Source organism: Glutamicibacter sp. AOP38-B1-38 (assembly GCF_052377485.1).
Taxonomy (GTDB): Bacteria; Actinomycetota; Actinomycetes; order Actinomycetales; family Micrococcaceae; genus Glutamicibacter.
This window is the reverse complement of the sequence record NZ_JBQSWU010000016.1, coordinates 54,527-67,772: the sequence shown is the minus strand read 5'-3', so window position 1 is coordinate 67,772 and position 13,246 is coordinate 54,527. Positions and strand designations below refer to the sequence as shown.

Genomic DNA, 13,246 nt, shown 5'->3' with positions numbered 1-13,246 from the left:
GGCAGAATTTTGGAGCCCGGGGTTACCAGCGGCCCGGCACCGTCTACTAGTTTTCTCGCACTAAGCGCTTGCTGTCAACCATAGGGGGAACCGCGTGCGCATTCTCACGTTAGTTACGCAGTGATTTCTCGATGCCGCTGAGGCACAGCAAGCCACAGCAGAACCAGATGGCCCCGGCCGGCCCCGCCCCGACTGCCACGGTGCTGGCGGCCATCGGCAGGATCACCTGGCCCAGACGATTGCCCATCAGGCGGACCGCGAGTGCTCCCCCGCGGTCCTGCGAGGGCACGGAGGTGGACACCATGGTCATGGTCACCGGTTGACCCATGCCGAGGAAGAACCCACCGATCAGCAGCGCCAATCCGGCGAGCCAGAGCGTATCGATGAACAGGGGCGCAAGGGCGATGGTTATGCCCGCCGTATACAGGCTGGTGAGCAGTATTGACTTGCGGCTGAAGTGGCGTGAGATCCAGGGAAGGAAGAGCCGCGAGACCACCGAAGCGCTGCCTCGGATTGCCAGCAAGACACCCACGGCGGCCGGTGTTACGCCATGCTTTTCTGCCACCAAGGGGAGGAATGCGGTGAGGATGTCCAAGATCGACAGCAATGTCAGCGAGGCGAGCATATGCGAAGGCATGCCTTTGACCTTGAGAATCGAAACCATCGAAGCCTGTGGCCCAGGCGTGGAGCTGGCAGCAACCTTCTTGATTCTCGGCTGCAGATTAGGCAGGAGCAGCGGAATGGCAAGCAACGCGCAGGCGCCGCCGATCCACAGCGAAAGATTGATATCGGCAATGCGTTCGGGGGAGTCGGCCACCGTGGAAGTGCCGAGGATGATTCCTGCGATCAGCGGTCCGAGGAACTGGCCGGCCGAGTACGCGGCGGTGAACCAGCCGAAGCCCTTATCCAGCTGGTCATCGGGAAAATAGCGGGCGATGGAGGACTGCCCGCCAATGGTGAACATCAAATGCCCCATGCCCAGTATCGCGCTGGCAACGGCCACCATGATGTATCCCTGAGCTGCGGCAATGCCCAATGATCCCAGCCCCATCAACCCGGCTCCGGCGAGCATGAGAAAGCGAATTTTGGGGATGCGTGAACTGAAGCGTCCCAGCCACACCGCGGTGACCATCGGCAACAGGGCGTATGCCGCGGTGGCGAGCCCCACCGTGACCGGACCGGCATCCAGGGATATGAGCTTGTATGTGGTGACCGGGCGTACGAGGTTCAGCGTGGTCTGCGAAAGAAGGGCGGTAGCGACGAGGATCAGTAGCCATCGCAGGGTTCCAGAAGCTGCACTATTGGCTTCCGCGCCCACTATGCCTACCTTTTCTCGCCGTCAGTATCTCAAATCAATCCTATAGGCTTATGGTTGGCAATCAGTCCAACGTGCCCTGCCGCCAGAGCCGGGCACAGGCTTCCAAGTCCTCTGCGGTGTTCGCCATCGACTTGGCTCGGGCGGTCAGTTTCGAGCCGCGGGTTTCATGCGCCAGATCTGCCGCGTCTGCATGCTCGGTCATTCCCAACGCGAGAACCCGGCAATAGGCCGCGGTGCGCTCCAACGCGTGGGCAAAGTCTCCGTCGAAGGCTCCGGAAAGGATGGAAGTTGCCATGTTTTTAAGTTCTTCGGCCGTCGGCGGTTCGGCAACACCGGCCACCAGGCGTTCCACCTCGGCACGATGGGATCCGGCACGGAACCGGGCAGACATGGTTTCAGCGTTGTTCATGGTTGCCGCGCGGATGGCATAGAGGCGCCACAAGGCTCCTGGCAGGGACCTCGCAGGGGCTTCGGACCAGAGTTCGGCAAGGACCTCTAGACCTTCGGTTTCGGCGACTTGAATTAGCCTTTGCGAAACCTCAGGGTCCTCGTTCGCGATTCCGCGGCGAACGAAGGCCTGCGCCGAAAGATGAGCTGCTTCCGAGATGCGCGCCGGGTCGGCGCCGCCTTCGTAGGGGTCGAAATCTATGGGAGCGAAGGGCCGTGGCTTGTGATGTCTGAACCCTGCGACTTGGCCAACTTTGGATCCTGCGCGTGCACCTTTCATGGCTTCGAGACTACTCCTCTTTGGTGGACGGCGCCCCATCGGGCTGGGTGTGAAACGACGCATACCAAAATACTGGTTATTCGCGGAAGGCGTCGGGGTTTTCAGCGTGAGAGGGTGCTGGCGGAGAGGAAGCTTGCCCCGATATCTACAATGAATTGCATTCTTCACCGACACTATGAGGGGTCTGCAACTACCTGCGATAGCGCGTTCCAGAGCGGCCGCTGGCCGGCCATGGACCCCTTGCAACGCCACGAAAATTGGCTCGATTAAGGATGAATCGCTACTTCGGGTATTATGGATTTTGGCTTCGGCCGTGCGCCTTTAGCTCAGTTGGTAGAGCACTGGACTTTTAATCCATTGGTCGCGGGTTCGACCCCCGCAGGGCGCACCACATAAGAACCGGGGTCCACTTGCTCAGGCAAGTGGACCCCGGTTCTTTTTCATGTTGAATCAGGCCCGGGGCGGCCTGAGTCTTTACCAGCTCTCTATCTGCGTGAATTCCCGAATGAGGCGGAACGGATTGTCGTAGAAGACAATTTTGTGGGCACGTGTTCCGCCGCGCAGGGCGGGAACGATTTCGCAGCAGCCATATTCCCAAACGACGAGCGTCGTGGGTTGGTCGACCGAGGATTCATCCCAATCCTTCGGGATGGTTGGAGTGTAGATCCATAACTCGCTTTCGACGTCGTTGAGATTATTGGTGACAGATTTCCAGCCTCGACGACCGGCTAAGAGTTCCCCTGGTTCGGCGTTCAGGACGCTGGTAAGCATCTCTTCCTTATCCGGGGCGATCTTCTGCACCCGGCGTAATGCGGCACGGACCTCGTCGTACCCGTCAGCATTGCACAGATCATTGACGGCAACGGTGAAGCGATGTCGGCGATGAGTTGCGCGTTCCTGGACTTCGCAGCGTTCGCGTTGACGGCGCCGCTCGCGGTGGGTGTGCTGATGACGTTTCTTGCTGACGGCCATGGGGTGCTCCTGGAAGCTGAGTGGAAAGTTGCCAGTCCGCTTAGCCTAGAAGCAGCTTCAGAAGTCTGGGGCTACTTCAGAAGATCTGTGGATAACCAGTGCCTAGGTGCCATCATGCCCATGCTGCCAAGAACCCAAGGACGCGTTCCATAACCAGGGCCCGTGCCTTCGGATCGCAGGAACTAAGCGAGCTATCGGTGAAGAGGTGCTGATCTCCCGCGTAGGTGTAGAGTTCAGCGAGGCCGGTTCCGGGCCCCGCAACAAATTTTTGAGCGGCTGCCAGGTCACCTTCCGATGCAAAAAACGGATCGGCGTCCATGCCGTGGATCTGGGCCTTCACAGAGGCTGGCCAAGGTCCGAAACCCCATTCGGCATCCAGATCAACGAATGATTCTAAGAAGACGGCGGCCAAGGCTCCGGGACGTTGCTGGGCGTACCGTTGGGCCAATGCGGCTCCCCACGAGGTGCCGGCAAACACCAAGTTTTGGGGTAGCGAATCGAGCAGGGCAGAGACCTGCTGGTTGATCTCAGCTTCACCAATTGAGTTTGCCAATTGCAGTCCGGCCTCAAGGGATTCCGGCAGCGCGCCGTCATAGAGATCGAGAGCATGCACCAGGTGGCCGGCGGTTTCCAGCTCTTCGGCCATGGCTCGTACGCCGGGCGTGAGGCCCTGGACGTGGTGAAACAAGACAATCTCGGCCATCGAGGCTCCCAGCAGAGGCGGGTGATTACGCCACCGAGCCTATGACCCTAGATGCTTCGGGTCAATGAGAATCCTAGCGTTCGTCAACCAGATTCTCGATGCGTTGCGGCAGGTGCTCGATAGCCGAATCCCAGCCAGGCATCTGGCTGTTGATCTCTACGCTGTAGCCCTCGGTCAGCATGAACTCGGCACAGGTGAGGGTCTCCTGGCCGGATCCGGTTTCGTAAATGAATGCTCGTCGGATGTCGTTCCAGAGCAGAGTTGCAGACTGATCGATGACCAGGCCGGTGGTGACTACTTCGACGGTGCGCTGGGGGTAGGACATTTTCAACTTGCTTTCGGGGTCCTCGGCGGTGTGCTTTGATCAAGTGTAAACCGGCAACACGCCGCCGAGGTGCTACCGAACCGGCGTGGGATAGGACTTAGCCATGGTTCCTTCCGCAGACAGCTCCAACAGGTAGTCCAAATTCAGCTTGTCCAGAAAATGCTGATCGTGGCTGACCACCAATAAGGCGCCGCGATAGAGGGCCAGCGCCTCGCAGAGCTGGCGCACACTCTCGAGATCCAGATTATTTGTCGGTTCATCGAGAATGAGCAGTTGCACGGGTGGTTCGGCCAGCAGCAGCGAGGCCAGGTAGACGCGAAAACGCTCTCCGCCGGAAAGCGCAGACAACGGACGGTCAACGCTCGCTCCGCGGAGCAACAGGCGTGCGAGCATATTCCGCACCTGCCCGGGCGTGGCTGATGGGGCGACCTCGCCTACGTTCTCGATGGCACTACGCTCTTCGTCAAGCCCTGTTAGTTGCTGGGGCAGGTAACCGACCCGATCCAGATAGAGTCTTCCAGACGGTCCGGCACCGGCTTCGTCCCCGGAGAGCAGCTGCCGCAACAACGTGGTCTTGCCCGAACCGTTGGGACCGATGAGCGCCACGCGTTCGGGGCCTTGGATGATGTGAGTTCCGGCGGCCGAACTCAGTTGGGCAACCTGTTTACCGACAGGCAGTTTCGGGTCCGGTAATTCCAGATTGATATGCTCTTGCGGTCGGACTCGTTCTTCGGCCCGATCGAGTTTGGACTGCGCGCTGTCAACCTTGCCGTCGAGGTTTGAACGCATCTTTCCGGCGTTGGCTTCGGACTTTTGGCGTAGATGATTGGCCAGAATCTTGGGGATGCCGCCTCCCAGCTGCTCGGCCCGCCCCTTGCGTTTGGCGCGGGCGAGTTTGGTTTCGGCTTCGACGCGTTGGCGTTTTTCCACCTTCAAGGAAGCGCTAGCCGTTTTTGCTGCCTGCTCGGCCGCATGCTGCTCGGTCTCCAACTGTTCGCGGTAGGCGCTGTAGGGTCCGCCGAAAACTCTGAGTTTTCCTGCGTACAGCTCCACCGTGTGATCCATGAGCTCAAGCATTTCGATGTCGTGGCTGACCACGATCAACGTACCCTTCCAGGAGCGGACGAGCCCGTACAGCAATTCGCGGGTTGGCTTGTCGAGGTTGTTCGTGGGTTCGTCGAGCAGCGTGATGGGTAGTGCGGCTAGCCGCAGGCCGATCACCGCAAGCAGCATCGCCTCGCCGCCCGATAGGGTGCCGACCTGGCGATCCAGATCCAGCATTCCGAGTCCCAAGGGGCTCAGTTCGGCCTCCAGCCGGGCCTCCAGATCCCAGCTGTCTCCGACCGCGTCAAAATCTTCGGGATCTACGCTTCCGGCTTCGATAGCTTTCAGCGCGCGATAGGTTTTATCGATCCCAAGCAGTTCGGTCACGGTGGTGTCCCGATGCAAGGTAAGGGTCTGCGGCAGGTAGGCGAGCTCTTCCGAAGCCTCTACCCTGCCTTCGCTAGGACTTAGCTGTCCGGCAATGAGTTTCAAAAGAGTTGATTTGCCGCTGCCGTTTGCCCCGGTAAGCCCCGTGCGTCCCGAAGGGAAAGTGCCTTCCAAGCTAGTGAGGGCGCACTCGCCGGTGGGCCAACTGAAGCTGAGGTTGTGCAGTGTGATCGGCGGAGTCGAAGACATAAGTGGCTCTCCCACGGATGTGACGAGGCTGCCGAGCTTAGGGATCGCGAGACTGGCTCAACTAATTAAAGGAGCCATAAAAAAGGGATACCGAAGCCGGTAGCCTAAATGAACGGATTGCACCGGAGATATGATGCTTGGTCATTGGCTGGCTTAGTAGGTATCCATGCCATCGAGTGTAACAGCAGGTGATGGGACGGGAAAAGGTGCGCTCGAGCACTTTCGGCCCGCATCCATTTGCGGATACGGGCCGAATGGCGGTTAGTGCTGAGGTTTACTTCCAGGCGCGGTGCACGGCGACGATGCCGCCGGTCAAGTTGCGGAATTCGACGTTCTTCCAACCGACATTGATGAACTTCTGGCCCAAGTCCTGCTGGTTTGGCCAGGCGGCGATCGACTCGGCCAGGTAGGCGTAGGCCGAAGGGTTCGAGGAGACCATGTAGCCCAACGCGGGGATAACGCGCGGCAGGAACTGCTGGTAGGCCACCTTGATCGGAGCGACGGTGGGGGTGGAGAATTCGGCTACCACGATGCGCCCGCCGGGCTTGGTGACGCGGTGCATCTCGGACAGGGCCTTTTCGGTGTCCGAGATATTGCGCAGACCGTAGGAGATGGTCACCGCGTCGAAGGAGTTGTCCTCGAACGGCAGGTCGGTTCCGTCACCGTAGACGAACTCAAGCTCCGGGTAGCGCTTGCGCCCCTCGGCCAGCATGCCCTCGGACATGTCGCAGGCGGTCACCGTGGCTCCGGCCTTGGCCAGCGGCATCGACGAAGTGCCGGTGCCGGCGGCCAGGTCCAGGATGCGCTCGCCGGCCTTGGGGGCGATCGCCTCGGTGGTGATCTTGCGCCAGTAATTCACGATGCCGCCGGTCATCAGGGTATTGAGTAGATCGTAGCGGGGAGCTACGTTATCGAACATCTCCTGGACCTGGTTGGCCTGCTTATCCAGGCCTGCGCGCACATTGTGGGAAGTCATGCTTCCAAGTGTTTCATATCTGACGATGCCCGAGCGCCGGATGTGGGGCGAATCGCGTTCAGAGCAGAGATTCCAGCCGCGCGTAGCTCGCCTCCATTCCGTCGGTCATTCCGGTAGCCAGCACCATGTCGCGCGTCTGGGCATCGGGATAGGTGATCACAATCGACAGCAGCGTCCCCGCGCTGCTGTCGGCGAATGTCGACTCGTTGATAGTCGGCGGATAGTCGGTGTCGATCATTTGTTCGGTGGTTCGCTCGTAGGACTTGGGCAGTCGTTCGAGCAGCTCGCCGGTGAAGCCGAAGCCCTGCCCCTCGGTGCCGGTCTCCGGTTCCCACCGGTAGCGGTAGCTTCCACCTACGGACTCGGGCAGAACGCATTCGGTCATCTTCCAACCGTCGGGGCCAAGCAGCCAGCGCTTCATAAGCGCCGCGTCATGGTGTGCCTGCCAAACCTGATCGCGGGTTCCGCGAATGATGCGGCTAACCCGAATTTGGGTATCCGAAAGAATCTGGGCTTCGGTGGCGAACGTTTGGGCATAGTTGCGCAGGTCCACCAGCACCTGTTCGATCTGGCTCATGGCCGAACGCGTCCCGTCGATCATGCCCATGTCGACGACTTGTTCCAGGTCTGCCGCGGAATCGAAATTCGCCGTGATGGTCAGCTTGGTGCCGTTTGGCTGCGGGTCGAAGCTGAAGACGGTGCGGGTGGTCGGCAGCTCGGAGTTGGGCGTGCCGTCTGCATTTGCAAAACCGTCGGTGACTTCGAAGAACTTCTGGTCGACGATTTCGTTCCATTCCCAGTAGCCGTGGAACTCCTCTCCTTCGGGCGAGGTCATGTGGTACTGGGTGCGGCCGCCTGGTGCGGCGTCGTGACGGGTGAATGTAGCCGGATATTCGACCGGTCCCCAGAACTTCTCGATCTGGCGCGGATCGAGGTAGGCATCCCAGAGCCGGGATACCTTGACCGGGAATTCGGTGTGGACCGTGAGGGTGAGGGATTCTGCGTCTTTGACAACTGATGTGACGGGCATGAGATTGCTCCTTAGGGAGTCTCGTCGGCGAGGAAATCATCAAGCCGGCTGATGCGCTGGCGCCAGATGTCCTCGAGGGATGAGAGTAGTTCCTGCGCGTGCCGGATGGTGTCCGGCTGCCCGCGAACTATGCGTTCGCGGCCACGTGCGATCTTGCTGACCAGGCCGGCGGCTTCCAGCGCGGCCACGTGCTTTTGCACTGCTGCAAAAGACATGTCGTAGCTGGCGGCCAGTTCGGAGATGCTGACCTCGGCGTGCAGGGTTCGCCTCACGATGTCTCTTCGTGTGGCATCTGCCAAGGCGCGGAAAACCTTGTTCGTCTGCTCTTCGCTCAACTTATATACAACCATTTGGTTGTACGATACTCCGATGCTTAGGGAAGGTAAAGAGGAATGGGCAGAAAAGTGGAAATTCAACCAGAATTCAGGCTACTTGTCGACTATGGGTAGCGTTATTCTAGATGATTTATCGCCTTGTTTTTGGGCCCCTCCATGCAATGCGAGGCAGGCTCTACTAAAACTTTCGGAGTTCGCCTAAGCTGGGTGGAATTGCAAAAGCGATCCATTCATCCGGGTAGGGGAGGCATATGAGCGGGCCCGCCATAAATTGGACTGACGCGTCGCGCCAGGCCTTGCAAGCCCGCGAACTCCTAGGCGCCCCCGACACTGGCTTGGGTGATCTTCCGTTGCGGCACGATGTGCGCGAATCCTGGAAGAGGTCATTGGCCCACGCCTCGGCCGTCGAACAGCCCGCCGTGCTGAGCAACGAGCGGTTGCGCCTGGAACGCGAGCGGAGCGAACTGCAGCGCATCTGGCCGGTGTTTGAAAAGCTGCTCGTGCCCGCGGCTACGGACGCCAATCTGCTGGTCGCCTTGGCCGATGCTGGTGGGACCTTGCTGTGGGTTGCCGGCAGCAATGGTGCACTGAGCCAGGCCGAAGGGGTCGGTTTCATGGCGGGTGCCGACTGGGCCGAGAGGTCTGTGGGGACTTCCGCCCCCGGAATGGCGCTGGCCACCGGGTCCGGGTCGCAGGTATCGGGCGCTGAGCACCTGTATGAGCGGGCGCAGCAGTACAGCTGCTCGGCGGTCCCGATTCGGAACCCGCGCACCGGACAGGTAATTGGCGCGATCGACCTGACCGGCGGCCCGGATGCGATCGCCACGCATTCGATGCCGTTGCTGCAAGCGGCCGTCATGGCCGCCGAAACCCAGCTGCTCCTGCCGGGAGTCGGGGTCGTGGCGGACCCCGACTATCTGGATCTGGGCCGCTGCGAGGGGGTGTATCTGGGATCGTTGCCCATTTCACTGCGGCATGCCGAAATTCTGACGCTGCTGGCTCAGCACCGTGATGGCATGAATACCGCCCGGCTGGTGGAGGAGCTTTTCGAGCGGCCCGATGCGGCGGCCGAAGGCACGGTGCGCGCCGAAATGGTCAGGTTGCGCAAGGTCCTGGCCGAACTTCCCGGACGGACGCTGACCTCCCGGCCCTACCGGCTGCAGTGGGCTCTGCAAACGACCTTGGGCCGCCTGTGGGATGCGCTGGAGCTAGGGGACCTGGAAGCGGCGTTGCAATTGTATTCGCCCGGACTATTGGTTCGCTCGCAGGCCCCGGGGGTCCTGATGCTGCGTCATCGGACCGAGGCGGCGTTGCGGGAAATGGCGCTGGACCGGGGTCGGCCGCAGCAGCTGTTGAATCTTGGCCGGCAATTGGCCGATGCCGACCTTTTGCGTGCGGCCTTGCGCGAATTGCCAGCCGATTCGCCGGCGCGTTCGCTGATTGTTGCAGAGGTCCAAGAGCTGGAGGCGTAGGCGCTTCCATTATCCGTGCTGCCGTCCCTGGCGAATCTTCTCCAGCACCAGCGCGAGGGCCGGCCAGGCGCCACGCCCTTTGCGGGTCCGGGCGAAGGCGCGCAGTCGCAGGTCGGGGTTCTGCAGCGGCAGAATCGTGATCCCATCCCGCCCTGGCCGGTTTTCCGGTAGCAGTCCCACGCCTAGCCCGGCCAGGATCAGGTCTTCGACCAGATCCAGGCTGTCGGCCTGGTGGCGCATGGCCGGGGTGAATCCGGCCATCGAGGACAGTAGCCGCAGGACCGACTCGTCGGCGACGTTGCGCGAATTCCCGATCCAGTCGCGGTCGCGGAAAGCTGCCAGCACCGCGGGGGCATCAGGGGCCCCGCCGCCGGTGGCCAGCTGCGCGGCGTCGGTGGTGGGCACCCCTAGTCCCCATGGGGTGCTCCACAGCTGAAGTGTTTCCACCCCGGGTCCGGCATCGTCCGGGGCCAGATTGTAGTCGTAGGTCAGGGCCAGATCGATCTCGTCCACCGCCAGCCGGGCCAGGGCCTCGGCGGGCTCGTGCTCCAGCACCACGATCCTCACTGCGGGGTGCGCTAGCGCCAGCTCCTCGAAAATGGGCATCAGCGTGGTGCGGATCGCGGTGGCGAATCCCGCGACCCGCAGGGTGCCCGAGGGAGCGGCTTCCGGGTCCAGATCCAGTTTCGCTGCGTCGACTGCGCCAAGAATGCTCTGCGCGTGCTCGGCTAGCCGGCGGCCGGCCGGGGTGAGCCGGACGCCGCGCCCGTCGGGTTCCAGCAACCGGGCTCCGGTTTCCTTGGCCAGCTGCGCGATCTGCTGGGAGACGGTCGAGGTGGTGGTTCCGAGCACATCCGCGACGGCCCGCATCGAGCCCATGCGGGCCAGCTCGTACAGGTATTGCAGGCGGCGGGTATCCATAAGTTCCATTGTGCAGGTTTCATTGACAATATGTTGATGATTCTCGCGTGGACATGGATGGCTTTTCTCGGCTCTACTGGAGCCATGAATTCAATTGCCGCGAGCACCTCCAACTCCGCCGGGGCCGGCTCGCTGATGGCCTTTGCCGCGATGGGCTGCGTGCAGTTAGGCCTTGCCGCATCGATTGGACTTGCCGGAACTCTGGGCTCCGAGGGCGTCGCCTGGCTGCGCCTAGCCTGGGCCGCTGTCATCCTGGTGGCCATCGCCCGCCCTTGGCGCCTGCGCTTCTCCCGGGCAACGCTGGGGATCTGCGCTCTGCTGGGGTTGGCCACCGCGGGCATGACGCTGGCGTTCATGAAGGCGGTGGAGACGATCCCGCTGGGCACCGCAAGCGCGCTGGAGTTCATGGGTCCGCTGTCTGTGGCCATCGTCCAGGGCCGCGGCGCCGGACGCTGGTGGGCGCTGGTCGCGGCGGCCGGCGTGCTCGGGCTGACCGAGCCGTGGCAGGGTTCCGCGGATCTGGCGGGCGTGCTTTTCGCGCTGGTTGGCGCCGCTTGCTGGGCCCTCTATGTCCTGCTTACGCAGCGCGCCGGGGATGCGCTGGACGGCATTGGCGCCCTGGCCATTTCGATGCCCGTCGCTGCCATTGCCGCCACGGCGGTGGTGGGGCCGGAGGTGATCGGCCGGATGGACCTGCAGGTGCTGGCCATCGGGCTTGGGCTCGGGCTGCTGCTGCCGGTCATCCCTTTCAGCCTCGAGCTGCTGGCCCTGCGCCGGCTGACTGCCTCGGCGTTCGGGACCCTGATGTGCCTTGAGCCTGCCATCGCCATGGTCGTCGGGTTGGTCTTCTTGCAGCAGATCCCGCGTCCGGCGGCCATTGCGGGCATTGTGCTGGTCATCTTGGCCGGCATCGGCGCCACGCGCACCGGGCGGCGCGATCCGGCTGCAGGCGCACCGGCGGCGGTGGACTCCCCGTCTCCGGCCATGCCGCACTGAACTTCCTTGGCTGCGGCGCAGGGCATGCAACCTAACCGCAACCTTTGAGTGACTAGAGTCACATTCATGGCCGGGTGGCGGAAACATTCCGCCACCGCACGGATGATGACGAAGGAGTCGTGAAGCAATGAGCGTCTACGCAAACCCGAACACCGATGGGGCACTAGTCAATTTCAAATCGCGCTACGAGAACTATATTGGTGGTGAGTGGGTTGCCCCGGTGAAGGGCATGTATTTCGAAAACGTCACCCCCATTACCGGAAAGTCCTTCTGCGAAGTGGCCCGTTCAACCGCCGAGGACATCGAACTAGCACTGGACGCCGCCCATGCGGCCGCACCAGCCTGGGGCAAGAGCAGCCCGGCGGCCCGCGCGGTCATCCTGAATAAGATTGCGGATCGAATCGAGGACAACCTCGAGATGCTTGCCGTCGCCGAGACCTGGGATAACGGCAAGGCGGTGCGTGAAACCCTGAATGCAGACCTCCCGCTGGCGGTAGACCACTTCCGCTACTTCGCCGGTGCGATCCGCGCCCAGGAGGGTTCGCTGTCGCAGCTGGATGAGGACACCACGGCCTATCACTTCCATGAGCCGCTGGGTGTGGTCGGTCAGATCATCCCGTGGAACTTCCCAATTCTGATGGCGGTCTGGAAGCTGGCTCCAGCGCTAGCTGCCGGCAACGCGGTAGTCCTCAAGCCCGCCGAACAAACCCCCGCCTCGATTCTGGTGCTCGCCGAACTCATCGGTGACCTGCTGCCTGCCGGTGTGCTGAACATCGTCAACGGTTTCGGCGTAGAGTGCGGCAAGCCGTTGGCGAGCAACAAGCGCATTCGCAAGATCGCGTTCACCGGCGAAACCACCACCGGCCGGCTGATCATGCAGTATGCCTCCGAGAACCTGATCCCGGTCACCTTGGAGCTCGGCGGAAAGTCCCCGAACATCTTCTTCGAGGACGTCGCGGCCAAGGATGATGCGTTCTACGACAAGGCGCAAGAAGGGTTCACGCTTTTCGCGTTGAACCAGGGCGAGGTCTGCACCAGCCCATCGCGAGCACTCGTCCAGGAAAGCATCTACGGCGAGTTCATGGAAAAGGTCATCGCCCGCACCGAAGCCATCAAGCAGGGCAACCCGCTGGACACCGAGGTCATGATGGGGGCGCAGGCCTCCAACGACCAGCTGGAGAAGATCCTCTCCTACCTGGATATTGGCAAGGCCGAAGGCGCGAAGCTGCTGACCGGTGGTGCCCGGGCGGAACTCGGCGGTGACCTGGAAGGCGGCTACTACGTGCAGCCGACCATCTTCGAGGGCCAGAACAAGATGCGCATCTTCCAGGAAGAGATCTTCGGGCCGGTCGTAGCGGTGACGAAATTCAGCGACTACGACGACGCGCTGAGCATCGCCAACGACACCCTCTACGGTCTGGGCTCCGGCGTCTGGAGCCGCAACGGCAACACCGCCTACCGTGCAGGCCGCGATATCCAAGCGGGACGTGTCTGGGTAAACCAGTACCACGCCTACCCGGCGCACTCGGCCTTCGGTGGCTACAAATCCTCCGGTATCGGTCGAGAGAACCACCTGATGATGCTGGATCACTACCAGCAGACCAAGAACCTGCTCGTCTCCTACTCGGAGAACAAGCTCGGCTTCTTCTAAGCCGGCACACTGCCGCCGGCTACGCTAGAAAATTCAAGAGACCCCGAAGGCGTGGGGTCACCTAGGTGCTCGCCCGGGGCACGATTGGACTCATTCCCGGACATGCACGTGTGCTCCCACGCCTCCAAAACCATGCAAAG

General features: G+C 61.8%; 13 protein-coding genes and 1 tRNA gene. 4 read left to right on the top strand and 10 right to left on the bottom strand.

What is annotated here, in order from left to right; genetic code table 11:
• Positions 1–109: 109 nt before the first annotated feature.
• Together ACT3TP_RS11065 and ACT3TP_RS11060 are read right to left on the bottom strand one after the other, a co-directional pair.
• Positions 110–1,318, bottom strand: a complete 1,209-nt coding sequence (locus ACT3TP_RS11065) for an MFS transporter (protein WP_255248425.1) — start codon at positions 1,316–1,318, stop codon at positions 110–112.
• A gap of 61 nt (positions 1,319–1,379) precedes the next feature.
• Positions 1,380–2,045, bottom strand: coding sequence for a hypothetical protein (locus ACT3TP_RS11060; RefSeq protein ID WP_096285947.1), 666 nt, complete (start codon positions 2,043–2,045; stop codon positions 1,380–1,382).
• Between the two features lie 315 nt (positions 2,046–2,360).
• Between ACT3TP_RS11060 and ACT3TP_RS11055 the strand changes: the two genes are divergently transcribed.
• Positions 2,361–2,436 (top strand) — tRNA-Lys (locus ACT3TP_RS11055).
• Between the two features lie 83 nt (positions 2,437–2,519).
• Here the strand turns inward: ACT3TP_RS11055 and ACT3TP_RS11050 are convergent.
• The 7 genes from ACT3TP_RS11050 to ACT3TP_RS11020 form a co-directional block, all read right to left on the bottom strand.
• Complete coding sequence (locus ACT3TP_RS11050; protein WP_096285945.1) at positions 2,520–3,017, bottom strand: hypothetical protein; 498 nt, start codon at positions 3,015–3,017, stop codon at positions 2,520–2,522.
• Positions 3,018–3,129: 112 nt separating this feature from the next.
• Positions 3,130–3,720 carry a dienelactone hydrolase family protein gene (locus ACT3TP_RS11045; protein WP_096285943.1) on the bottom strand — a complete coding sequence of 197 codons (591 nt, stop codon included), beginning with the start codon at positions 3,718–3,720 and terminating at the stop codon, positions 3,130–3,132.
• Positions 3,721–3,793: 73 nt separating this feature from the next.
• Positions 3,794–4,045 carry a hypothetical protein gene (locus tag ACT3TP_RS11040; protein ID WP_096285941.1) on the bottom strand — a complete coding sequence of 84 codons (252 nt, stop codon included), beginning with the start codon at positions 4,043–4,045 and terminating at the stop codon, positions 3,794–3,796.
• Positions 4,046–4,117: 72 nt separating this feature from the next.
• Positions 4,118–5,725, bottom strand: coding sequence for an ABC-F family ATP-binding cassette domain-containing protein (locus ACT3TP_RS11035; protein ID WP_096285939.1), 1,608 nt, complete (start codon positions 5,723–5,725; stop codon positions 4,118–4,120).
• A 274-nt stretch (positions 5,726–5,999) separates the two neighbouring features.
• On the bottom strand, positions 6,000–6,701 hold the full coding sequence (locus ACT3TP_RS11030; RefSeq protein ID WP_096285937.1) for a demethylmenaquinone methyltransferase: 702 nt from the start codon (positions 6,699–6,701) through the stop codon (positions 6,000–6,002).
• 58 nt (positions 6,702–6,759) lie between these two features.
• Positions 6,760–7,731, bottom strand: a complete 972-nt coding sequence (locus ACT3TP_RS11025; RefSeq protein WP_444620599.1) for an SRPBCC family protein — start codon at positions 7,729–7,731, stop codon at positions 6,760–6,762.
• Between the two features lie 11 nt (positions 7,732–7,742).
• Positions 7,743–8,081 carry an ArsR/SmtB family transcription factor gene (locus ACT3TP_RS11020; RefSeq protein ID WP_096285933.1) on the bottom strand — a complete coding sequence of 113 codons (339 nt, stop codon included), beginning with the start codon at positions 8,079–8,081 and terminating at the stop codon, positions 7,743–7,745.
• Between the two features lie 236 nt (positions 8,082–8,317).
• Between ACT3TP_RS11020 and ACT3TP_RS11015 the strand changes: the two genes are divergently transcribed.
• A complete protein-coding gene (locus ACT3TP_RS11015; protein ID WP_444616679.1) occupies positions 8,318–9,538 on the top strand; it encodes a GAF domain-containing protein in 1,221 nt (406 codons plus the stop codon).
• A gap of 9 nt (positions 9,539–9,547) precedes the next feature.
• Here the strand turns inward: ACT3TP_RS11015 and ACT3TP_RS11010 are convergent, their stop codons facing one another.
• Complete coding sequence (locus ACT3TP_RS11010; protein WP_444620598.1) at positions 9,548–10,459, bottom strand: LysR family transcriptional regulator; 912 nt, start codon at positions 10,457–10,459, stop codon at positions 9,548–9,550.
• 84 nt (positions 10,460–10,543) lie between these two features.
• Between ACT3TP_RS11010 and ACT3TP_RS11005 the strand changes: the two genes are divergently transcribed.
• Both ACT3TP_RS11005 and adh read left to right on the top strand, forming a co-directional pair.
• Entirely contained in the window at positions 10,544–11,455 is a 912-nt protein-coding gene (locus ACT3TP_RS11005; protein WP_444620597.1) for an EamA family transporter, read from the top strand.
• A 127-nt stretch (positions 11,456–11,582) separates the two neighbouring features.
• The gene (adh, locus tag ACT3TP_RS11000) at positions 11,583–13,106 is read left to right on the top strand and encodes an aldehyde dehydrogenase (RefSeq protein WP_105553633.1); all 1,524 of its coding nucleotides are present in this window, start codon (positions 11,583–11,585) and stop codon (positions 13,104–13,106) included.
• The last annotated feature ends 140 nt before the right edge of the window (positions 13,107–13,246 follow it).

Coding starts and splice junctions, on each gene's coding strand:
- ACT3TP_RS11060 (WP_096285947.1), bottom strand. CDS start 2,045: ATGAAAGGTGCACGCGCAGGATCCAAAGTTGGCCAAGTCGCAGGGTTC.
- ACT3TP_RS11050 (WP_096285945.1), bottom strand. CDS start 3,017: ATGGCCGTCAGCAAGAAACGTCATCAGCACACCCACCGCGAGCGGCGC.
- ACT3TP_RS11045 (WP_096285943.1), bottom strand. CDS start 3,720: ATGGCCGAGATTGTCTTGTTTCACCACGTCCAGGGCCTCACGCCCGGC.
- ACT3TP_RS11040 (WP_096285941.1), bottom strand. CDS start 4,045: ATGTCCTACCCCCAGCGCACCGTCGAAGTAGTCACCACCGGCCTGGTC.
- ACT3TP_RS11035 (WP_096285939.1), bottom strand. CDS start 5,725: ATGTCTTCGACTCCGCCGATCACACTGCACAACCTCAGCTTCAGTTGG.
- ACT3TP_RS11030 (WP_096285937.1), bottom strand. CDS start 6,701: ATGACTTCCCACAATGTGCGCGCAGGCCTGGATAAGCAGGCCAACCAG.
- ACT3TP_RS11025 (WP_444620599.1), bottom strand. CDS start 7,731: ATGCCCGTCACATCAGTTGTCAAAGACGCAGAATCCCTCACCCTCACG.
- ACT3TP_RS11020 (WP_096285933.1), bottom strand. CDS start 8,081: ATGGTTGTATATAAGTTGAGCGAAGAGCAGACGAACAAGGTTTTCCGC.
- ACT3TP_RS11015 (WP_444616679.1), top strand. CDS start 8,318: ATGAGCGGGCCCGCCATAAATTGGACTGACGCGTCGCGCCAGGCCTTG.
- ACT3TP_RS11010 (WP_444620598.1), bottom strand. CDS start 10,459: ATGGATACCCGCCGCCTGCAATACCTGTACGAGCTGGCCCGCATGGGC.
- ACT3TP_RS11005 (WP_444620597.1), top strand. CDS start 10,544: ATGAATTCAATTGCCGCGAGCACCTCCAACTCCGCCGGGGCCGGCTCG.
- adh (WP_105553633.1), top strand. CDS start 11,583: ATGAGCGTCTACGCAAACCCGAACACCGATGGGGCACTAGTCAATTTC.